The organism is Aliikangiella sp. G2MR2-5, assembly GCF_015687155.1.
Taxonomy (GTDB): domain Bacteria; phylum Pseudomonadota; class Gammaproteobacteria; order Enterobacterales; family Kangiellaceae; genus Aliikangiella.
This window is the reverse complement of sequence record NZ_JADPQF010000001.1, coordinates 1,512,200-1,534,562: the sequence shown is the minus strand read 5'-3', so window position 1 is coordinate 1,534,562 and position 22,363 is coordinate 1,512,200. Positions and strand designations below refer to the sequence as shown.

Sequence of the window (22,363 nt, the reverse complement as noted above, 5' to 3'; positions counted from 1 at the left end):
TAATGGTGGGAAATACAAATGAAGTTAAAAACATTGCCAGCACTTTCAGCCATCGCTAAACGGGGATTCCTGCTTTTGCTCGTTTTTAGTTCCAGTAACTTGATTGGAGCTGAGTCTGCCCAAGAGCAAGAACAGAATATGCCAGAAAATGAAGCTGCGCCTGCGCAAGAACAAAAGGCAAATCCAAGAGCAAAAATACAGGAAACTGTTTTAGGGATGAATATTTCCGGAAATAAAGAGCTACCCAACGTACTCTACATTGTCCCATGGAAATCGAATGCCGTACCGGCGGCTTTGCCTAAAGTTAATCGATTAGTGGACGAAATTTATGCCCCGGTCGATCCGGATGTATTTTCTAAACAGGTAAATTTTTATTACCAGTTAACTGAAAATAAAGCAGAAAAAGACGGTGAAGCCGAATAAGCTGTCAATAAGGCGTTTATATCAGGCATCTCATTATGTGAACTGATTAGGCTTTTAGAGGATGGCTGTTAGAGTCTACTTGCACGAGATCGAGATTCTGTTATGTTATTCGAGTCATTCGCATTTTGAGCAAGCAGACGAGTGTACACTAAACCCGTAATGTAATGCTTAACAACTCTTGTGATAGAGTCGCCGAGAGAAAAGCAGGAAAAGTAGTAAATTAATCTATTGGAAAAGGATATATAGGTTAATATAAAGGCTTTATATCTAACCCGACTGTTAAACGGGATAATAAATCATTTGCTATTTGGAGCTCACAATTTGGAGTTCACAGTAGTGGGCTATAAATAGGAAACAAAGAAGTTATCATCAGGATACGGCATAACTTTAAACGCCGTCTCCTTATCATTTTTAGTTTTTAGAGATTAGTTAATATTAAATAGAGAATGACCATGGCTGAATCGAATCTACCACTTCCATCCGCAGAACAAGCTGATCCAGGCTTATTTTCGACGATTATTAGTTTCTTTCAGGATGGTGGTGCATTTATGTACCCCATTATGATCGTATTTATTCTGGGATTAGCTATCGCACTCGAGCGATTTATATTCCTGAATATGATGAAAGCAAAAAATAAGAGCGCCTGGAAAAGGTTACTGCCTATTTTGAATCAGGGTAATTTCCGTCAGGCACTGGAAGTTGCCAGTAACTCAAAGTCTGCGATTGGTAGAATTTTGGCGTACGGTTTACATAAAGTTGGTAAAGGACGTCGTCATGACGATCTCGAAATGGCGATGGAAGAAGGTTTGATGGAAATTCTTCCTCGGCTAGAAAAGCGCACACCTTACCTTGCAACATTCGCTAATATTGCAACCTTGCTTGGATTATTAGGGACCATTTTAGGTCTGATCAAAGCATTTACCGCTGTTGCCAATGTTGATCCTGCCGAGAAGGCAAATATTCTGTCTGCCAGTATTTCTATTGCAATGAATACAACAGCATTCGGATTAATGGCAGCGATTCCGCTGTTACTGGCTTTCACTTTCTTACAAACCAAGACAACAGAAATAGTTGATAGCATCGAGATGGCTTCGGTTAAATTCGTTAACTTGATCAGAGATGCAAGACCAGCTGAGCCTAAAGCTCCAGCTCGACCAAAGAGCTAGTTTTTAGGGCATAAGGTAAATTTAACTAAGCGGGTCTTTTATGTTCCGAGAAAGAAAAGCAAGACGGAGTAAAGAAACTAACGCGGAGCTGAATATTACAGCTTTTATGAACCTGATGGTGGTGTTAGTTCCTTTTCTGTTAATTACAGCAGTATTTTCACAGGTTTCAATTCTGAATCTGAATTTACCTGCAGGGGTAAGTGAAGAAATTCCAACTGAAGAAGAGCCTCCTAAAGCATTGGAAGTCGTTATTCGTGCAGATCGCTTCGATGTACTTGAAAGAAATTCAGGTTTGTTAAAGCGTATTCCAAATCTTGAGTCAGGATATGATTATCAGGGACTCAATGCGTTTTTGCAGCAGGTAAAGGCGCACCCGGAATTTAATACCGACACTGGCGTAACCTTGTTGATGGAAATGGATACTCATTACGATATTATGGTTCAAACTATGGACGCTGTTCGTCTTATAGAACGTGAAGAAAGAGAGCTGGATGAGTACGGTAATGTGATTCAGGGGGAGCTCTTTCCTAATATTTCGATGGGCGATGCTCCGCCTGATGATAGCGCTGGTGCAAATAAATCTGCGACGGGGGCAAATTAATAATGAAAAAGTCCTATCGCGCAGTAAGAATGGAAAGACACCACAAGCGGTTTGGTACCGGCGGATTAAATCTGGTTTCACTGATGGATATCTTTACCATTCTGGTGTTCTTCCTATTGGTAAACTCGTCGGCTGTTGAGCAGTTACCGAGTAGTAAAGCGGTTAAGCTTCCCGAATCAACGGCTCAGCAATTGCCCAAAGAGACTGTAATTGTCCTGGTTAACAATGATCATATTCTGGTGCAGGGGCGAGCAATTGCACGAGTAGCAGACGTTCTTGCTAATGAAAAACTGATTATTCCTGAGCTTCTGAAGGAAATGAAAATTCAGGCAGCCAACAGCTGGGCGGGTCTTTCTGCAGAAGAAGTGGCAGAAGACGAAGGCCTGGATGTAACGGTTATGGGAGATAAGACCATTCCTTACAAATTACTTCGAAAAATTCTGTCGACTTTAAGTCAGGCTAATTACACCAATATTTCTATGGCGGTAATGAAGCGCGGCAGCAAAGATTCTGGAAGAGCGGGGTAGTTAGATGGCCAGTTATTTATTCCGCTCAGTCTATGATCCGATTTTGCCCTGGGATGTTGATGAACAGGAGTCGTCACGTTATCGTAAAATTCTTGTTGTTTTACTCGTTCTCAGTTTGCTTTTCAGTATTGCGGTACCTTTTATTGAAGTCGAAAAACCGGACCGCAATCGACAAACGACAATACCACCTCGACTAGTCAAGATGGTACTGGAACAAAAGAAAAAGGAAGTAAAGCCTCCTCCACCGGTGGAGCAACCCAAGGAAGAGGAGCCTAAACCGGAAGAAAAGGAACCGGAAAAGCCTAAAGAAGAGCCTAAGCCTGAAGAAAAGAAACCGGAAGAAAAGAAGTCTGCAAAGGAAGTCGCCAAAAAGCATATCGCTGTTTTTGATGCGCTGGCGGATTTGCGTGACCCTGATGATATGCAAGACTTGAAAAAGAACCAAAGCATGTCAAATGATTCGGGACAGGCTGCTAAAGTGGAAAGGTTCCAAATCACTAAAAATGCCACCAAAGGCAGTGGAGGGCGAAAGGTTGCTCAGGCAAGCTCCTCATCAGGGACGGGGCAGTTGGCAGGACAAAATACCACGAATATTAAGAGTGAAATCGGTGACGCGGTTGAAAACACCAAGCGTCGTACAAAAAGCGGAGCCTTGAAGCGAAGCGACGAAAATATTCAGCTGGTATTTGAAAAGCATAAGCCCGCGATTTTTGGTTTGTATCATCGAGCTTTACGCAAGAAGCCAACTTTGCAGGGCAGAGTTAATTTCCGAATTACCATCCAACCTGATGGTAGTGTGACCGATGTTGTAGTTGTATCCAGCGAGTTGAACGATCCTGAGCTGGAAAAAAGAATAATGCGAAAAATTAAGAAGATTAATTTTGGTGCTATGGATGTTGCGGTGTGGAAAAGTACCTACTTGATGAACTTCTTCCCAAGCTAAGTAGCCAAAATTATAGGTTAAAAAATAGCGCCGTCTGTTGAACATCAGGCGGCACTACTTTTATAAACTCAAACTGCATCAATATTACTTTTCCAAGAAAACGCTTTGGAAACTGCTTAACTAATGAAAACATCAATACCCTTAGCTTTCATTCTTCTCATACTAAGCTTTCAGGTTCACGCAAAGTGGTTTAGCCATCAGTTTGAAACCATGGGAACTTTGGCGAAAGTGGAATTTGAGCTTTCCGACGAAAAATCTGGACAGAAAATAGTTAATCAGGTCGTTGCCGAAATGGAGCGTATTAATCAGGCAATGAGTCCCTATATTGAGTCCAGTGAATTATCAAAGCTCAATCGCTCCGCTGCAAAGGCTCCACAGAAAGTCTCGAAAGAGCTGTTTGATCTGGTCGCGCGTTCACTTGAAATATCCGAACTGACTCACGGTGCTTTTGATATCAGTTTTTCCAGTATTGGTTATTTGTATGATTATCGACACTCTAAAAAACCCTCGGAAAGTCAGTTGGCGGAATTGAAATCAGCCATTAACTATCGCAATATTCACTTAGATAAAGAAAAACAGACCATTTTTTTTGATGATAAACGATTAAAAATTGATTTGGGCGGGATCGGAAAAGGTCACGCCGTCGATCGTTGCATTCAGCTTTTGCAAAGAGAAGGAATACACAATGGTTTTGTTAATGCTGGAGGGGATACCAGAATTATCGGGCGAAAAACAGACCGTCCCTGGTATATTGGAATTCGTCATCCGAGAGATGAAAGTAAACTGATCGCTAATTTACCATTGGAGGATGTTGCATTATCAACATCCGGAGACTATGAGCGATTTTTTGAAGCCGATGGTATTCGTTATCACCATATTATCGACCCCAAAACCGGAGACTCTGCACGAGCTATACAAAGTGCGACCATTCTGGCTGACGACTCAACTTTTGCCGATGCCTTGTCCACCAGCATTTTCATTCTTGGAGTAAAAGACGGAATGGCACTGGTTAATCAGTTGGAAAACGTTTCTGCGATTATGGTGGATAACAAAGGAAAAATGTTTTTATCCAGTGATCTTACTCAAGCCAATTAATGGCAGCAGACAAGTTTGAGCAAGAAGTCTCAAAACTTGTCACAATAGTGAGCAAACTTCCGTAATAACTATCTGTCTGATTTATAAGCTATTTTAAAAGCCTTGGCTCACCTTCCAACATAGATTATCATTGGCATCAGACAAAAGTCAGAGATACATATGATTAAAAAAGCAATATATCGTACGATTTTTACCCTGTTTACACTTGGAATCGGTTTCCCGGTAGCCTGGGCTGTAGAAGTTGAAAATTTGTACCAGGTTGAAGTCGCAGTTAAAGACCAGTCGCAAAGCGCACGCTGGAAAGCTGCGGTAACCGGATTTAAAGAAATTATGGTGCGTCGTAGTGGGAGTGAACAAGTCCTTTCAGCGCATGAAGTGCAAAAAGCCTATTCAAAGGTCACTGCCTACTTACAGCGATTTGAATACGAGGCCATTGAAAGTGACGATCCTGAGCAGGTATTTAATCTGGTTCTCCATTATGAGCCACGGCTTATCGATCAGTTGATTCAGGAAGCAGGAATGCCTATCTGGAGTAGTAATCGTCCATTAACCATAATGTGGTTTGTGGTAGAGGAAAGTCTTCAGCGGCAAGTGCTCAAAGGAAATGAAGAAGTTCAGCCACAGGTTGAAATGTTACGCAGCGAAGCAAGGCGCAGAGGTTTGCCTGTTATTTTTCCTCTGATGGATCTGGAAGATCAGGTTAATATATCGCAAAGCGATATCTGGGGAAGGTTTAGTATGCCGATAGCTGAAGCAAGTCAGCGATATGCGGCGGATGCTATTATCTTTGGTCGTATCGCTCAGCTTGGAGAAGGCTGGGAAGCGAGAGTAACCTACTATAATGAAGGCGAGGAAGAGAGCCTTGATCTAAATGAGTCCAGCATAGAGTTGCTCTATGCGAGTCTGACAAATCATCTGGCTGAGATGCTCTGTACTAAGTATTGCGTAGTGGAGCAGCTACAAACGAATCAATTATTGATGCAGGTATCCAATGTTGGCAGCTTTGCCGCTTATAAATCGTTGCAGAAATATCTGGATGGACTGTCTTCAGTACGCAGTATTGAAGTAAGTCGTATTGCTTCTAACCATGTTGAACTTAAAGTCAGCTTGTTAGGAGAGTTGATTAATTTGCAGGAAGAAATAAGACTAAGCAACGATTTAATTGAAGAGACTGCTCCTCAGATCAATCCCTTTGCGGTAAAAAAGGCGGGGGAAGGTGACTTTATTAATCCTGAGATTGCTGCTCAGTTAAAAGATGGCCCTCTGATAGAAGATAGCGCTCTGATAGACGGTAGCTCCCAGATAGACGGTAGCTCCCTGATAGAAGAAGAGCAGGCTAACGCGAACCAAACTAAAACAGAACAGCAAGAGCAGAATGCCGAAGCAGGCCTTGAGCTACCTGCGCCAGTAGAATCTATAGCCGATAATGAGCAAGTGAGCGCCACGGATAATACTGAGGCGCCTCCCCAGATCGTATATTATCGGTGGCAACGATGATTCTAAGGTACCTGCCCAATTTCATTACAATTTTGAGAGTGGTTCTCCTGTTTCCACTCTCGTTTTTGCTGATTGAGCAGCAGTATCAGCATGCACTCTACATTTTCCTGATTGCCGGATTTTCCGATGGCCTGGATGGATTCCTCGCCAAAAAATTTAACTGGGTGAGTCGATTCGGTGCAATCCTGGATCCTTTAGCTGATAAAGCGCTTCTGGTTATTACCATGGCTATTTTGACCTATAACGGCGAAATCAGCTGGCTGCTGTTCGGTGTGGTCGCGGCAAGGGATATCTTTATTGTTTCCGGCGCTTATTATTATCATTATCGACTGGGCCCCTATGAAATGCATCCCAGCTATTTCTCTAAATTCAATACATTTATTCAGATCCTGCTGGTTTTTAGTATTCTGGTTTCCCTTGGTTATAAAACACTTCCAGCCTTGTTTCTTGAAAGCCTCGTATATTTAACCTTTTTCACCACTATTGGCAGTGGTATTCATTATGGTGTGCTGTGGGGAGGAAAGTATCGGCAAGAAATGAAAAAACGAAAAGGAGAAGAGAGCGACTCTTAGCTTTTGCGTTTACCATGCGACAGATCCCACTTAAAGTTCAATTAGACGACAATGCTACTTTCGATAATTTTTTTATTGGTAGCAACAGGCAGTTATTGTCCAGAATGAAGTCAGCTGCCCAAACTCGAAATGAATTTATCTATATTTGGGGAAGTATTGAAAGTGGTAAAACTCATCTTGCTCAGGCTCTATGCAGTGAATTTAATAAAGCGGGTTTGAGTAGTGCCTATCTGCCGCTGGGAGATTCTAATTTAACCTCTGAAATACTACAGGGCATGAACTTTATGGATCTGGTGTGTATCGATGAGCTTGAGAAAGTAGAAGGCAATAGTTCCTGGGAAAATGCTTTATTTGATCTTTATAACAATCTAAAAAATGAAAACAGATCATTGGTGGTTTTTAGTGATAAGGCTCCAGCTCAGACCCAGTTTTCGCTAGCCGATCTTAAATCACGACTTACTGCCATGGAGGTTTATAAACTAGAGTCTATGGATGATGAGCAGAAGGTTGAATTATTTATCAGTCGAGCTTCACATCGAGGACTGGAAGTCCCACCTGAAGTGGTTAAATTTCTGATTACACGAAAAAGCCGTTCGGTGGCCGCTCTAATGGCGATGCTGGAACAAATTGATCATTCCAGTATGGCTCTGCAAAGAAAAGTGACTATCCCTCTGGTTAAAGAGTTGTTTGATCTTTAATCTGACTCCATATTGACGCAGAAGCCTCCCTATTGATGAATACCGAGAACAATTAAAAGAACGCTTTTATATTATTTGTGAAAATTTACATTTTTTCCAATCCAGCCTTGAGATTTACTTTAAATTCAATTATCGTATCGCCGTTTTAAATTGGTGCAAAATTTAAGCAGGTTATTTGCCCTCTAGTAGCTTAGTTGGAGTAGTAGCTTAGTTGGAGCTTTGAATAAGGAAATTCGGCTAATTATTGACCACTCTTTAATTTCATTTCTCTTTCTTTAATACGTCGACTGAACAATTTTTGAACATATTAGGGTGTTTTAACAATACCGGTTGATCTCTATCAATATGGCATTTGTTCAATTAACGAAGATGCGGCTTTAGTAGGAAGGCTGCGAATTGCTAGACGGTAAATATCGGTTAAAGCTTTATTAGGCTTGGGCCTGTTCATGTGTAAGAAATACTCAACGGTTGTAAATAATCGTAAAAGGTAAAGTTATAATTTGGGAGAATAAAAGTGAAAAAGTCTTTGTTAACAATTGTCGCTTTCCTGATGTCAGGAAATGCACTTGCACTTGATTGTACTGCAAATGTTTTAGCGGTCAGAGTAACCAAACAAGGAATGCTTGAGCTAAAAATGGACGGTCCTGTAGAAAGTAACTATGCCAACATATGCAATGTTTCACAAACCAGTTCGAGCGGTATAACAGTAGAAACCTGTAAATCCTGGATGTCATTGGCGCTTGTCGCGCACTCAAATAATAAAAAGCTTAAGTTTTGGGATGTGAGCAATACTTCCTGTGCAACAGGTTCTACGTTGAATTTCGACCGAGTCAGTCTTGCCGAAAATTAATGCTGATTTTTAGAAAATGACCTGAAGTCGAAGTTAGGTCGATGAAGTTGCTTGTTCGTTTAGTGCGAGTTGAAAAAATAAGAGAAATATAGAGTTTAATATGAAAAAGGTTTTACTAGTTTTAGTTGCTGTTATAGCGTCCAGTAATGTTTTTGCGGAAACCTGGATTAACGATACGAAAGTAAAACGAATTTACACTTACGGCGTGGAAACATCTTCTGCCAAATGGGCTTGTTTTACCGTTGAAAATGGACCGGGTCGACCACTATGTTTTGATCATACATTACCCGGTGGGAATATTCAGTTTAGCCTGTTAATGACGGCAAAAACTAGTGGTGCTTCAGTTCAAGTTTCGTATAACGAGAATGAATCGGCGAGCTTCTGGGTTTCTAACTACAAGGCGAAGCATATCTACCTTATAGAGTAGTGATAGCAGTCGTTCAGACTAGTTGTCAGCGTTAAAACGTTAGTTTTACCAGGTTAGTTTTAAAAAACACAGAATAGAAATATTTATTTTGGGGAAAATAATGAATAAATTTTGGATGTCCATTACATCTTTGATGTTACTGGCTGCGTCAGGCTCTGTATCTGCCTTTGGCGACCCTTATATTAATATAACCAGTTGTCAGATACCGCAAAACAGTGCGCAGACTACCTGTAGTATTCAGGTAAGCTGGCATGGACATTCAGTTAGCACAGGTTTCAGTGAAGATGATTTATCTCCAATAGACAGACCGCCTTGTCTTTATTACTTGGGAGAGAGCCAAGGGTGTAAAGAAAATGGCTCTATAACTCTTAATGTATCGGCTGGGGCTCACACTTTTAACCTTAAGGTTTTGGGACAAGTCAATGAGTCACAAGCACTAAAAAGTACAAAGGTTTTATATGAAGCATACGCAAAACCTTTTAACTGGAGTGGTTCAACTCATACAGAAATTACAGGTGATTTTAATGGAGACCAGAGCAGTACTTTTTTTAGCAATGGCAATTTAGATATTCTTGTTCAGCCAATTAATAAAGGTGATCAAACCGGACTCTTTCCCCAAAGTCCAAATGATCAATATATTTCCCCTTATCATAGAGCCTGGTCAACGACTCATTCAGATATTCCCCAAATCGAAGATTGGAGTCAGGAAAGTTACGGAATTTTTGTCGGTAATTTTAATAGTAATCCGGGTGATGAGTTATTAATGCTCGGTAAGAAAAAAATTATCATGTTGCATGGTGATATCGTTACACCAATTGTCACTTTCCCTGCGGTTAACAATGCCATTGTTTCCTGGAATGCAAATCGTGTTGCGCAAATGGGTGCTTTTGAATTTGATGCCAGCCCGGATAATTTTGAAGTGGTTATTGGAGACTTAACCGGTGACGGTTTTGATGAAATCTTTTTACAAGGTAAATCGAAAGGTGCGACTTCTTACATATTAAGTAATACCGGAGAACTTGTTCAAACACTGGAAAATGGTTTTCTGAATATTGACTGGAGTGCAGCGGCTTATAAGGCGGTTATTTCTGGCGGGAGTATTCAGCTGACGGCTTTGACTTCGGCGGACGATGATAATGTGACTAATCATAATTCATCAGGTGCTGTGACTAGTTTGCAGACGCCGGTGACTAAGCCAGAGATTTTTGGCAGCCCTAAGCTTTACTATTACAAAGGAAGTCAGTACGAGTTCACCCCATCAACGATACAACAAGCTACTTTACTTTTTGATGTTGCTGGCGAACCTGATTGGATGGAGCAAGACAAAACTACAGGGAGAGTTTCTGGAACAACATTAAACTCTCAGGGTAATCAAAACTATGTTATATCAATAATAGCAATTGAAGATAAAAACTATTCTGTTCCATCTAGTATGAGCTTTAATTTAGCTGTATTAGAGGCCTTTACTATTGAAGAAAAAAGTTATCAGGTTTATGTAGATAATGCTGGAAATATCTATTTAGTAGCCAGTGACGGAAATGCATACTTCAGACTTGTTAAAAATGGCGGGCAACAATGGCTTGAGAAGATTACTGAGTCAGAGTTTAACAACGCATTGGCAACTCTGACTGATAACTATAAGTATTTATTTAAGGACTTTGACGGTGACGGTTCCTTGGATTTGATTATTTACGATGAAAACTTTGAGGAACAGTCTATTGCAATAACATCAATCAACTCGACCGAACACTCAACTTTCATAGGCAATCCTTTTGAATTTGTTATTGCTGATTCTCCTTTAGATTCACAAACAGTCCCTGAGCAAGAATCAATAGGTGCTTTGGAAGGTGGCGCTAGCGTTTCTGGAGGAGCATCTACATATAATATTCCCATAGCTATTCCTCCAGGAAGAAATGGAATACAACCGAATGTTTCTTTGAGCTACTCTTCACGAGGTGGTAATGGTATTGCTGGTATAGGATGGAGTTTAAATGCTAGTTCAAACATTCACCGTTGTGCAGCGACTACAGCGCAGGATGGGTTTACTTCTTCTCCCCAATTTGACTCTTCTCGTGACAGGTTGTGTATCGATGGCCAAAAGTTAATTCTGGTAGAAGGATCTGAGTACGGGGTTAGTGGAGCTAAATATAAAAGCGAATTAGATAGCTTTATAACGGTGACGCAGCATGGAAACATAAACGGGAGTTCAACCTATTTTCTCGTGGTCGATAAGCAAGGAAAGTCCAGCTGGTATGGAGATGCTTCGAAGTCAGCTAACTCTTTTCAGAAGCTTGAAAACAAGAGCATGGCATTGACCTGGGCCATTTCAAAGACTCAAGACTTGTCTGGTAATAACATATTTTATTACTACAACTATCATGGCAAAGGTGAATATACCTTAAGAAAGATTTCTTATACCGGATATGGGCCTAGTGAAGGTGACCGCCATCTACTATTTGAGTATGAGAATAGAGTAGATTCAGAGGGAAATACTGATTATAGAACTTCTTATCTTGCGGGAGGGAAATCTCGTATTACTAAGCGACTAAAATCGATCAAGACTCTATATAAGGGTACTAATATACGAAAATACTCATTGGTATATGGAAAAAGCAGTCTTTCTTCAGGAAGAACATTGCTGAGAAGTGTACAGGAGTGTGCGAACAATAGTGGGTGGAAATGTCTTCCGGAAACCTCATTCGAGTGGCAGGAAGCTGCTCCAAAATATGTTTTAGAACCGGTTGAATTTAATTTTAATGGTAGCACTGTCGCAGCCAATGTCGCGGACAAAATTAGTTGGGTGGTTCCAAAAGCTGACATAGACGGCGATGGTGTTAGAGACTGGCCAGGATTAGATACTAATAGCGACAATATTCCAGACGTAGCTGGTTATATGGTAAATGCAGAAGGCCAGGTTACCAATACACATATGAGCCCAACAGACGGCTGTTTCGTCCGTGCGAATTTGAAATTTGGAAAGCAGTGTCTTACTGTCGATTTTAACCAAGATGGAAAAACCGATTTCTTTAAGTTATCTGACAATACTAGTGGAGAGTTCCTTATCAAGTTGAATGGAAGTTCTTCTTGGGTTACTGCGCCATTCTCATTAGAGTTTTATCAAGATAAATTAATTAATATCAGCGATTATAATGGTGATGGTTGGCCTGACGTTATTGTTCAGCTCGTAGAATCGCAATGGGAGTTGCCAAAGCTGTATGTTTATCCACACACAAAGAATAACTCTCAGCCGTACACAACTGCTTCGAGGTTATTCTTATTTCAGCTGTCTCAAAACGATCCTAGCGTGTTATTTGAATATGCTGAACAAGTACAAGTAGCCGGAGATATGGATGGCAACGGTATGCAAGACTTGCTTATCTCACTATTGCCTCGCCCGGGTGAAAATCAACCTGGAATGCCTTACCCCGATCGTCTCATATTGTTTAAAAACTCAACCGGCGGTCAGCTGCAATATGACACATACGAGTTTTCAGACTATCTGGTACCACAAGACAGTTTAAACCTAGGTGATGCGCACTTTTTTCATGATATTAACGGTGACGGATTAGATGACTGGTTGAGCATGAACTCTGGCAATTCACAATACTGGCTGGAAGCGAAGCTCAATACTGGTGGAGCTTTCACTGGTAATTGGATTAACTTGGGAGTTAACGTACCTACTCGAGTTCAATTTTATTATCACACTTCAGGAGAGCCCGAAGGATATGTTTTTCCGGTAATTGAAAAAACGATGTCGATGGACTACAACGGCGATGGCAAAGCTGAACTCCTTTTTGCAAGCGACGTTGTTGCTTCAGCATGCTCGCTAGTATTTCACTTTCAACCCGGGTCAACCGCTCGGATTGAAGAGTATATGTGCGATGATGAACTATGGGGAAATACGTACTTCAATTCAATGAGTAACCGGCGTTCACCGATAGACGGAAATCGTAAAGATGTTTCAGCGCGTAATTTTAAGGCTATTTATTTCGATGAAGCACTAGATGGCTCCATCTCCACTCGTGTTGAAGACACAGATATTGTTGCAGCTTCAGTTGAGCGAATAGCATTAGATGCTACCGGCAACGGATTAACTGACGTCGTAACAACCTTTGAATGCCAAATTGAAGGTTGTGCATGGAATACCGAATCACAGCAATACGGTGGTAAAGTCGTCGACCCATCATTGGTCGCAAATCGAATTTATATCAATAGAAATATTGGCGCTTCTCCAAGTGATAATGGTTATGAAGCAATAGATGTGATTAAACGTGTTAACCAGGGGCTAGGTGTGGTGGATGAATGGACCTACCGTCCCCTTGGTAGTGATGAGTACAACACTGACAATGGTGATTTCTACAAACCCGATCATGACTATGTTAGTGGTGATATTCAATCAAATGATCAAGCCTATTTCCATTTTGGTTCTAGCATGATGGTAGTGGCAGAGCATCGCAGCAGTAGTGGTATAGCTCATGAAATGAATCCTACTCAATACAAATATCGCGGGGCAGTATTTAATAACCAGGGGAGAGGCTTTCAAGGATTTAGAACGATTATTGTTGATAGTCCATCCAAGCTTGATGAAAATGGAAATTTGGAATTCCTGCGATCTGTTACGGATTTTCATCAAAAGTTTCCAAAGTCAGGAAAAATTGAAGAAATAAGAACTTGTATTGAAAGTAACAATGATGAGTATTGTGAAAATGATAAGTTGAATCATCAATCGATAACTTATCATATTAAAAACACCGCGACAGAATCTAACTATTGGATAGTGCCGAAAGAAGAAACTAATACTCACTATCCGTTAGAAGGAGGCGCAAGGTATTTGTCTCGAACAATGAATACTATTGCTTTTTCCGACTTGGATAATTATGGAAATATCAAAAAAGTAGTTAGTGACATCAACAGTGCTTTCAATACTGTAACAATCACAAAAGAGTTCGATTTTGATACTACTAATCCGGATTGGAGAAATAAATTAAATTTCACTACAGTCCAATATGAAACTAAAACTGGTTTTACTGTTCACGACTCGACGCTGGATCCGATTAAGAAAACAAAATCGACCTTTACCTGGACAAATGAGCGTCTACCAGATCTGATAACAACCGAGTCATTGCTGCCTGTTAATGACAGCAGTAAAACGATTGTTGTTGATACTGACTATAACGCTTATGGTTTACCGACAACGGTTTCTACTTATGAGTTAGGACATGAAAATGAAGCTCGTGTAACTTCAACCCAATATTCAAATAACGGTCTCCATCAAGCCAACGATGGTTATTTTCCATTTGAATTAACTAATTCAGAGGGACACAAGACCAAAATTACCAGTGCCCCTGTCCATGGTCAGCCTCTATCTGTTACTCAAAACGGAGTTACTTCCTGGACAGAGTATGATGCATTTGGTCGAGTAGAAGAAGTCATTCCGCCAACTAATACTGGGCAAACGACCTATAAAAGATACTCAAATTGTAGTGGTGGTTGTGATGGGATCGCTGATAGTAATGTTCGTTACAAAATAACGACATATCAGGTGGGAACCCCGGTGTCGACTGTGTATATGGATATGTTTAACCGGGCGAAATATTCAAGGGTTGAAGGTTTTGACGGTACAATTTCTTATACTAAAGTTATTTACAACAGGCTTGGGCAAAAAGTTTTCGAATCCATTCCAAGTTTAGATATCGATGAAGTTAAAGGCGTAAGTTTTGGAGAGTATGACTTATTAGGCAGGCCACTGACCAAGTCAATTAGTCAGCCATACGATCAGTCAATGGAAGTTACCTACAGTTATGAGCAGCATACGACAAATATTATTGTATCTGGAGGTTCTAAAGTATTGAATATGAGTCGAATCCATAGTGGTGATGGAAAACTGGTGCAAACGACTCAAAATGACGGTACTCAGGATATTGTGACTCAGTACGCTTATGATGCTATGGGTAATCCCATTGTATTACAAGATGCAAAAGGTAATTCGATCCGAGCGAAATATAATGCATTGGGGCAAAAAGACTTCGTCGATGATCCTAATATGGGTGTTAAGTATTTTACTTATACGCCATTTGGAGAAGTATATAGTGAGTCAGATGCTAACGGTGATGTCTATTATTACCTTTATGACGATTTGGGCAGGCTTACATACCGATATCTTAACCAGGAGCCAACTGCTAACAACTTCAACCTGGCAGAAGCTTTTTTCAGTTATGATGCTCAATGTGAAGGAGCGATAGATACAGAAACTCGTCTTGATTTAATCGAAGGAGAATCTTTTTCTAAGGAGTACCTCTATGACTCTTTTTGCAGGCCTTCTGAGACGATAACAAATATTGATGGTTCTAGTTACAAAACAAAGACTTTCTATGACGGAAATTATGGACGAGTCAAAGGCGTTCTCTATCCGAATAACCTGTTGGTTGAAACTCAGTATAATGCTAAAGGTTTCGCTACGAAAACGCAGAATCCGTTAACAGGTTATGTTTACCATGAAGTTACTAACATGGATGTCCGAGGGAATGTGCTTTCTGCTAAAAAAGCAAATGGTGTTCTGGCAGAAGGTTTTGAATATTGGGCAGAAACAGGACAAATGAAAACGGTCTATGCTCAGACCGAAAATGGAGGACAACAAAGACATCGTATTGAATATACCTACGATAGTTTTGGGAATCTTGAAACCCAAACAGTAGAGAATATGCGCTCTTCAGTTATTACTTCAATTGAGTCTTATACTTATGATGACCTCCACCGACTTAAAAATTCTACTAGAGTTGTCAATGGCGTTTCCTTGGCAGATATTAATTATGATTATGATGTGGTCGGAAACTTATTGCTTAAAGACGATTATGCAAACAATTATATTTATGGCAATAAGGAAAGGTCATCTGGTAATGCTGGGCCCAATGCTGTTTATTCAATAGAAAAAGTTGGTGTAGGTACGCAAACTTATACTTATGATAACAATGGAAACCTGTTAACAGGTGACGCGAAGTCTCTTAGCTACAATGCGCAAAATAAACCAGTCAGTATTAGTCGCAATGGTATTACCAGCGATTTTTATTATGGTTCAGACCATATGCGCTACAAGCAGGTTAAAAAAGGAAAGTCTCTAGGAGATGAGGTCACTTTATATATCGGTAAAACATTTGAAATTATTAGTTACGCTGGTGAAACTCAGAAAAAGCTATACCTTGGCGACACTATTATCACTGACACATTAGCTGGTGGTCTGTCTACAAGTAAAATGAGTTTTGTTCATCGTGATCGTCTCGGTTCTGTTGTAACCATTACCGATGAGAATGGTGATGTTGTTGATAATAGAAGTTACGACCCATTTGGGAAGCCTCGTAAAGGAACTATGGAAGATGTGCAGCCGGCCACTTTAAGGGATGTTGCGTATCAGGATAACTTTATATCTGTAGTTGATGATCTTAGACTTGAGACACGGCGAGGCTATACAGATCATGAGCACTTGGATGATGCTCAGCTCATTCATATGAATGGACGGGTTTACGATTATAACCTTGGGAGATTCTTGTCGGTTGATCCGTTTATTCAGAGTCCTGGGAATTCGCAGAGTATGAATCCTTACAGCTATGTGCTCAACAATCCACTAGTATTTAAAGACCCTTCGGGATACTTCAGAGAACCGGGAGAAAGCGCTGCTCATTTAGGTTTAATGCTTGCAGTAGCTACTGGTGGCATATCAGCCGAAAATGCACAGAAGATTGCAGATTTTGAGTCAGCTGTTGGTAATCACGCGCTTCAAGGGGCTGCTGAAAATGGAGAAACAATTAGGGTTGCAATCGCTACCGGGAGTGTAGAGGCTGCAATCATATACGTTGCAGAGAAAGCGAAGAATGGAGAGATTGGACCCAAGGGTAAGCGAGGGAAGAATAAAAATACTCAACAGGCTACTCAAAACGGTCATAAAAACAATAACCAAGGAACCACTGCGAATAAGACTGATTCTCCAGAAAACACGGAAAGTCAATCTCAAGTAAACAAGCAAAGTAATACCGGAGGGTGCAGCTTCATAGCCGGAACTTTAGTTGCAACACCACTTGGTTTCCGAGAGATTCAAGACCTTAAAGCTGGTGATTTAGTTAAAGCTAAGAACGACCAAACTGACGAAGTTAAAGACAAGAAAGTCAACGCAGTGTTTGATGAGCTTCATAAGGAAGTGATTGAGTTAACCATTAAGTTACCTGATGGTAAAATAGAAGTTATCACCACTACAGCAGAGCATCCGTTTATGTTGTATGATGGTGAATGGTTACCTGCGGGTGAGCTTGAGGTCGGAGCATTTGTTGAGACTATAGGTGGTCTTAAGGCTGAAGTTGTTGGCTTTGAGATTATTAAGGAGCAACAGGTTGCTTATAACTTTGAGGTTGATGAGTTCCATACTTATGCTGTTGGTGAAGGTGAGCTTTGGGTTCATAATGAGTGCGGTGATGATGAAGTAAGAGTTCGCCATTACACTAATAAATCATCGGCAGACAAGATTAAAGAAGATGGAACCATTAAAGCAAGTGACAATAACCGAGTCTATTTCGAAGATGCCAAAAAGAAGCCTTTATCTCCCAAAAAAGCTGAAGCAAAGCATAAAATAAAAGAAGGGAAGGGCAATAGTTATGTAGAAACTAACGTAAAGAAAAGCGATATTGAAATGGTCAAGAACCCTTTAACCGGTAAAAAAGAAATGACAGTTAAAGGTGATGTAAAACTGAAAGACGAAGAAGTCGTTAACAGGAAATAAACAGATGGTAGATAATACAGAAATTTCGTATTCAACTTCTGACATTGTTGATATTTTAAAAGACCTTAATCTCATGGTTGTTTCGTTTAACAATATAGCTATGGCAAGTGTTGACAATGAAGAAGTGAAGTTGGCTGAGGATATTCTCAAATTCATGCAAGACAAAGAGATACTAGATAAACTCGCCTCTGCGAGGTTAACTCTATCGGCTCCTTTTGAAGAACTTGAAGATGAAAGTTCAATAAATCTTGAAGAAATAATGAGTAAACTTCCTTACTGGAGCCAACCAAAAAACAGATGAACACAGGCGGCTACCCAAAGTAACCGCTAGTTCGACCTTAAGTCCAGCCTGAGGTTCCCCCTCGGGCTTTTCTTTGTCTACAAGATAGCCAACGCTAGGAGTGCTCCAGATAGACCAGAGCAGACCATAGTTAGAATCACGTAGTTGATTGTTGATAGCTTATCGAGGATGTTGAGTTGAGCTTCGAGAGACTTACAGTTGGAGCAAAAGTACCGGAAAAAAGTACCGGGACACCCAAAATAAATTAATTTTACAAAGATCAAGGACACCCACAATAAATTAATTTTATATCTCAAAATCGATTTGACTATAGCTACTTGTGTGAGTAGTCTTGCTTTATGTGCTGCTTGAAAAGGAATTTCAATCATGACCCGAGCGCGTGAAAGCATTATCGATTTGGAATCGACGCCTTATTACCACTGTATTTCTCGTTGTGTGAGACGAGCCTTTCTTTGTGGTGAAGACCATTTTTCCGGTAAAAATTATGAACATCGCCGCGACTGGATAGTTGAACGCATTGCCTATCAGGTCGAGTCATTCGCCATTGAAGTCGCAAGCTATGCGGTGATGTCCAATCATTATCACCTGGTACTCAGAGTGGATGTTGAAAAGACACGCAGTTGGAGTGAAGCCAACATTATTCGACGCTGGAAAAGACTCTATAAAATCCCCGAAGTTGTTAAACAGTATCAAAAAAATCCACAGGCAAATGGCATTGCACAAGTCGCGCAAGATATCATTGAAGAATGGCGAAATCGATTAATGGACATCTCCTGGTTTATGCGAGGCTTGAATGAATATTTAGCCAGAGAAGCGAATAAAGAAGATAACTGTAAGGGGAGGTTCTGGGAAGGACGATTTAAATCCCAGCCGCTGCTCGATGAAGCCGCGGTATTAACCGCAATGAGTTACGTTGACCTTAATCCTGTTCGTGCAAAAATGGCGAAGACTCCTGAGCAATCCGACTACACATCCATACAGCAACGTATAAAAAAATTGCTCAACACCAAATATAGATTGCCAATCCCATTAATCAAACTTACCCAATCAAAACAACAACACAAAAACTCGATAGCTTTCACACAATCAGACTATATTGAATTGGTTGACTGGCTAGGTCGCGCAATGCTTCCGAATAAGCGCGGTTCGATTCAACAAGAAATTCCGCCTGTTTTAGCAAGACTTAACTTGCAAAGTAGTGAGTTTATAGAACTGATGAAAAGTAAAGATGACCTGTCTGGACTTAGCGCTATTGGCTCTCCGAGTATATTAACTCTCTACTCAGAAAAACTAGGTAATAAAAGAGTTAGAGGAAAGGCTCTCACCCAAAAGCTTTTTGCTTAATCTTATACAAATCTACACATAAAAAATTCGTTTTTTCTGACGAGGTTTTGTGCAACCTAAAATTAACGTATTCGCTTTGCTCGACAATCCAACCTGCATACTCAACGACGCTGAATAAAGCAGTCATTTATATTTCTTGAATAGTTTAAATTTGCTACTATGGCTTAATATTTGGATGGGTGTCCTTTTTATCTTATAATCCTGGAGAATTTACTTATGATTCAGTTTTGACCGTAGCCGATGCGGTAAGTTATTTTCCTGAAATGCTCTTTGGCTGGGCCGGATATCCTGAGGGAGCAAAACGTAGAATGGATGCTAGAATAGATGGTGTTCTAGGCGATATGAAGGCTAATGGAAACGCTGCGCTTGAAGCTGCTGCAAGGAATGACGCTCAGGCATTTGGGAAGCATGGTGGAATGCTGTTGTTAGCAGTAATGCCTAAGCCTAGGGTTACAAAGAGAGAAGCTCCTTCTATAAAAGAGCAAGCTCTTGAATTAAAATCACTAAATAACAATAAAAATTCAGTACGCATTCAGACACAGGACAAAAAAATCCATTATGACTTGGATGGAGCTTCTCACAAGGGGGTAGAGACACCGCATGTTCAAACGAGTTACCCCAATACTAACCCTAACACTGGGCAAACCTTTTGGAATAAAGATAACTCTGCGGCTGGTGTTAAACCGATGACTCAGCAAGATATACGAACTGTTCGTAAGTATTTAGAAAAGAAAGATAGTAATTAGAGGTTGGATATGGTCGAAATTAAAGAAACTTGGTCTGATTCTGACTTTGAAAATATGGGGTGGCATGATTGCCGCCTATATGACCTAGCTTTTCCAGATGAAAACTTTGAACTTAAGCTAGATATTGATTATATCTTTGAGTGGCTAAAGGATAACAAGGGTGATGTGTCTGGGTTTTTAGTCTCTCCGTGTGAATTAGTTTTTGAGAATGTGTCTGCATTTAAGGTCGATGTGGACTTCAATGATTCTATGTTTTTATTTATTGAAAACATTATGCGCTTCAATGAGCGACTGACACCCAACAAAAAAATGACTATGTGGGACTTCAAAATTGAATGTGAACACGGTTACATTTCTTTTTCTGCAACAGGGTTTAAACAAAAAATTATGAAGCCTCCAGTCCGCTCTGAAACACAAGATATTAAAAGAGTTTAATCCAGAGCCCTTCGGGGCTTTTTTCTTTGCCCACAAATCATTAATAAAACGGATGTTTATTAGAAAGGCTAATAATCTGCCTGTTTTTTAGGCTAAAAAAATTGCGTTTGCTGTATTAGGAATTTTTATAATCGCCTTTTTTTGACGAAATTTGCAAAAAAATGAAAAAAAATTGAAGTTTTTTTCTGAGTGAAAAGTGAACGATTTTTCGCTGATTTTTTAGGGAAGGGGTCGGGTTAGTTTTACAATAAGGTGGTTAACACTGAAGAGTTGATAGTGTCAGAGTATTTGATTTCGTGGAGTTAAGGGCTAAGAAGTAAAGGAGATGTTCAGGCCTTAAGAGTGGTTCCGCAATATAACCAAAAGTTAAGAGGACACCCATAATAAATTATTTTTACATCTCAAAATTGATTGAATAAAAGTTAAGGGGCAAAAGTTAAGAGGACACCCATGATAAATTGTTTTTATATCTCAAAATTGATTGAATAAAAGTTAAGGGGAAAAGTTAAGGGGACACCCATGATAAATTGTTTTTATATCTCAAAATTGATTGAATTAATTGTTCAGGGAAAATATGCCATTAACGAAGGTCTTTTTTTTTGTTACTTTACAGAAAAAGTGAAAAATCCATTCCGGGTAGAATAATTCGAATCGATATTCGAGAAAGATAGAGTGCATCCAATAAGTAATAATCAATGGGGTCAGAGTATTTGATTTCGTGGATTTAAGGGCTAAGACGTAAAGGAGATGTTCAGGCCTTAAGAGTGGTTCCACAATATATAACCTGTTTGCTTTAAAATTAGCGCCGTTAGGCCTTGCTTTTCCCGAATTTTGACAGACGGCTGAAAGAGGGTGGTTCGGAAAAAAAGGCTGTCTAAAAGTGTTTATTTTTATATCAGGATATTGGTATTGAAATTAGTTAACTAAAAAGTATCGAAATTATAGGATTTAAAAGTGAAAAAATATCTTGCAATGGCTATTTTGCTATTTTCAGCAAACGCATATTCAGAGAATGAATCAACTGATTTGACTAAAATCAATAGTGTTATTTCTTACAGCACCTACGGTAGTGGAGATGTGATTTTTAAAGTAGAAAATCCATCTACTAATTGTTACGGCTATTGGATTAACAAAAATGATATGGGTTTTAATGCAAACTTAACGATAATTATTGCTGCTTATCAAGCTAAAAACACAGTGGTAGCAAAAGGCCTCACCGATGAAAAGTGGGCAGGTAGTAGTAAAAACTGGTGTAAGTTATATTCCATTTCACTAGCAAGTTAGCAAGGTTAAAGGGGGGGGGCAGAGCACTGAACTGATCTCCCTCTGTTTTGATAGTTGATTACTTACAAAGAAAACAACAATAACTCAACTCACAATATCTATTTGCTGATTGCATAATCGCGTTTTAAATACAAAAATGAACAAACCAAACATTTCAAGGATGAAATATGGCTCGCTTACCAAGGCTCAATTTGAGTAAGAATTCTGACCCTTGACCAGAGAGTCGGAGAAAAGCAACATATTTATTAGAGTCAATTGAGTTGGTGAAAATTGACATTTTTCTCAATCGAACCTTGAGATTTTTGTCGAAGTCAATTATTGTACCGCTGTTTAAAATTAGACGGAAATATGACCAGCAAATAAGTTGCTAATAGTCATATTTTAACTTTGAATAAGGATATTCAGCTCCAGCGCTATTTATAATATCAGTGCCTGACTACCTCCATAATTCAAGATTCCACCTGACTTTACTGATTTCGTTCTAATCACTCTTTGCTGATTAGAATCAATTAAATCGAGATAAAAGTTAGAGATACTTGGCACTTTGTCGTTTCATTGTGATTAATCCTTGGTCTGAAGAAAAGTGTCAAGCTCAGATGGATTTGTCCACATACTCAATGAGTTGCGTGAGAGTCAGTGAATATTGAGGCTTTCTTCGGCGGTCAGCTCCTCAAAGAAGCTTGCTACATC

At 39.9% G+C, this 22,363-nt stretch carries 17 protein-coding genes; all 17 read left to right on the top strand.

Annotation, left to right across the window (positions count from 1 at the left end; all coding sequences use genetic code 11):
• The first annotated feature begins 18 nt into the window (after window positions 1–18).
• Entirely contained in the window at window positions 19–423 is a 405-nt protein-coding gene (locus IYN84_RS06315) for a hypothetical protein (RefSeq protein WP_196138303.1), read from the top strand.
• Between the two features lie 452 nt (window positions 424–875).
• Window positions 876–1,589 carry a MotA/TolQ/ExbB proton channel family protein gene (locus IYN84_RS06310; protein WP_196138302.1) on the top strand — a complete coding sequence of 238 codons (714 nt, stop codon included), beginning with the start codon at window positions 876–878 and terminating at the stop codon, window positions 1,587–1,589.
• Window positions 1,590–1,629: 40 nt separating this feature from the next.
• Window positions 1,630–2,190: a biopolymer transporter ExbD gene (locus IYN84_RS06305; RefSeq protein ID WP_196138301.1), complete on the top strand. Its 561-nt coding sequence runs from the start codon at window positions 1,630–1,632 to the stop codon at window positions 2,188–2,190.
• Between the two features lie 2 nt (window positions 2,191–2,192).
• The gene (locus IYN84_RS06300; RefSeq protein WP_196138300.1) at window positions 2,193–2,717 is read left to right on the top strand and encodes a biopolymer transporter ExbD; all 525 of its coding nucleotides are present in this window, start codon (window positions 2,193–2,195) and stop codon (window positions 2,715–2,717) included.
• Window positions 2,718–2,721: 4 nt separating this feature from the next.
• A complete protein-coding gene (locus IYN84_RS06295; RefSeq protein ID WP_196138299.1) occupies window positions 2,722–3,660 on the top strand; it encodes an AgmX/PglI C-terminal domain-containing protein in 939 nt (312 codons plus the stop codon).
• 123 nt (window positions 3,661–3,783) lie between these two features.
• Window positions 3,784–4,755: an FAD:protein FMN transferase gene (locus IYN84_RS06290; RefSeq protein WP_196138298.1), complete on the top strand. Its 972-nt coding sequence runs from the start codon at window positions 3,784–3,786 to the stop codon at window positions 4,753–4,755.
• Between the two features lie 159 nt (window positions 4,756–4,914).
• A complete protein-coding gene (locus tag IYN84_RS06285) occupies window positions 4,915–6,252 on the top strand; it encodes a DUF2066 domain-containing protein (protein ID WP_196138297.1) in 1,338 nt (445 codons plus the stop codon).
• Complete coding sequence (locus IYN84_RS06280; protein WP_196138296.1) at window positions 6,249–6,824, top strand: CDP-alcohol phosphatidyltransferase family protein; 576 nt, start codon at window positions 6,249–6,251, stop codon at window positions 6,822–6,824. The genes IYN84_RS06285 and IYN84_RS06280 overlap by 4 nt, the downstream gene beginning before the upstream one ends.
• A 14-nt stretch (window positions 6,825–6,838) precedes the next feature.
• Window positions 6,839–7,522, top strand: coding sequence for a DnaA regulatory inactivator Hda (gene hda / locus IYN84_RS06275; protein ID WP_196138295.1), 684 nt, complete (start codon window positions 6,839–6,841; stop codon window positions 7,520–7,522).
• A gap of 514 nt (window positions 7,523–8,036) precedes the next feature.
• Entirely contained in the window at window positions 8,037–8,372 is a 336-nt protein-coding gene (locus tag IYN84_RS06270; protein ID WP_196138294.1) for a hypothetical protein, read from the top strand.
• A gap of 100 nt (window positions 8,373–8,472) precedes the next feature.
• Entirely contained in the window at window positions 8,473–8,799 is a 327-nt protein-coding gene (locus IYN84_RS06265) for a hypothetical protein (RefSeq protein WP_196138293.1), read from the top strand.
• A 100-nt stretch (window positions 8,800–8,899) separates the two neighbouring features.
• A complete protein-coding gene (locus tag IYN84_RS06260) occupies window positions 8,900–17,563 on the top strand; it encodes a polymorphic toxin-type HINT domain-containing protein (RefSeq protein WP_196138292.1) in 8,664 nt (2,887 codons plus the stop codon).
• A 4-nt stretch (window positions 17,564–17,567) separates the two neighbouring features.
• Window positions 17,568–17,864, top strand: coding sequence for a hypothetical protein (locus tag IYN84_RS06255; RefSeq protein ID WP_196138291.1), 297 nt, complete (start codon window positions 17,568–17,570; stop codon window positions 17,862–17,864).
• A 366-nt stretch (window positions 17,865–18,230) separates the two neighbouring features.
• On the top strand, window positions 18,231–19,208 hold the full coding sequence (locus IYN84_RS06250) for a transposase (RefSeq protein ID WP_196138290.1): 978 nt from the start codon (window positions 18,231–18,233) through the stop codon (window positions 19,206–19,208).
• A 179-nt stretch (window positions 19,209–19,387) separates the two neighbouring features.
• Window positions 19,388–19,954, top strand: a complete 567-nt coding sequence (locus tag IYN84_RS21645) for a polymorphic toxin type 24 domain-containing protein (protein WP_196138289.1) — start codon at window positions 19,388–19,390, stop codon at window positions 19,952–19,954.
• A gap of 9 nt (window positions 19,955–19,963) precedes the next feature.
• Window positions 19,964–20,389, top strand: coding sequence for a hypothetical protein (locus IYN84_RS06240; RefSeq protein WP_196138288.1), 426 nt, complete (start codon window positions 19,964–19,966; stop codon window positions 20,387–20,389).
• 954 nt (window positions 20,390–21,343) lie between these two features.
• Window positions 21,344–21,673, top strand: a complete 330-nt coding sequence (locus IYN84_RS06235; protein ID WP_210330305.1) for a hypothetical protein — start codon at window positions 21,344–21,346, stop codon at window positions 21,671–21,673.
• Window positions 21,674–22,363 lie beyond the last annotated feature (690 nt).

Bases quoted from the DNA above. Each gene is read 5' to 3' on its own strand.
- IYN84_RS06280 (WP_196138296.1), top strand. From the start codon at position 6,249: ATGATTCTAAGGTACCTGCCCAATTTCATTACAATTTTGAGAGTGGTT.
- IYN84_RS06290 (WP_196138298.1), top strand. From the start codon at position 3,784: ATGAAAACATCAATACCCTTAGCTTTCATTCTTCTCATACTAAGCTTT.
- IYN84_RS06260 (WP_196138292.1), top strand. From the start codon at position 8,900: ATGAATAAATTTTGGATGTCCATTACATCTTTGATGTTACTGGCTGCG.
- IYN84_RS06255 (WP_196138291.1), top strand. From the start codon at position 17,568: ATGGTAGATAATACAGAAATTTCGTATTCAACTTCTGACATTGTTGAT.
- IYN84_RS06315 (WP_196138303.1), top strand. From the start codon at position 19: ATGAAGTTAAAAACATTGCCAGCACTTTCAGCCATCGCTAAACGGGGA.
- IYN84_RS06240 (WP_196138288.1), top strand. From the start codon at position 19,964: ATGGTCGAAATTAAAGAAACTTGGTCTGATTCTGACTTTGAAAATATG.
- IYN84_RS06250 (WP_196138290.1), top strand. From the start codon at position 18,231: ATGACCCGAGCGCGTGAAAGCATTATCGATTTGGAATCGACGCCTTAT.
- IYN84_RS06305 (WP_196138301.1), top strand. From the start codon at position 1,630: ATGTTCCGAGAAAGAAAAGCAAGACGGAGTAAAGAAACTAACGCGGAG.
- IYN84_RS06265 (WP_196138293.1), top strand. From the start codon at position 8,473: ATGAAAAAGGTTTTACTAGTTTTAGTTGCTGTTATAGCGTCCAGTAAT.
- IYN84_RS06310 (WP_196138302.1), top strand. From the start codon at position 876: ATGGCTGAATCGAATCTACCACTTCCATCCGCAGAACAAGCTGATCCA.
- IYN84_RS06300 (WP_196138300.1), top strand. From the start codon at position 2,193: ATGAAAAAGTCCTATCGCGCAGTAAGAATGGAAAGACACCACAAGCGG.
- IYN84_RS06295 (WP_196138299.1), top strand. From the start codon at position 2,722: ATGGCCAGTTATTTATTCCGCTCAGTCTATGATCCGATTTTGCCCTGG.
- IYN84_RS06285 (WP_196138297.1), top strand. From the start codon at position 4,915: ATGATTAAAAAAGCAATATATCGTACGATTTTTACCCTGTTTACACTT.
- hda (WP_196138295.1), top strand. From the start codon at position 6,839: ATGCGACAGATCCCACTTAAAGTTCAATTAGACGACAATGCTACTTTC.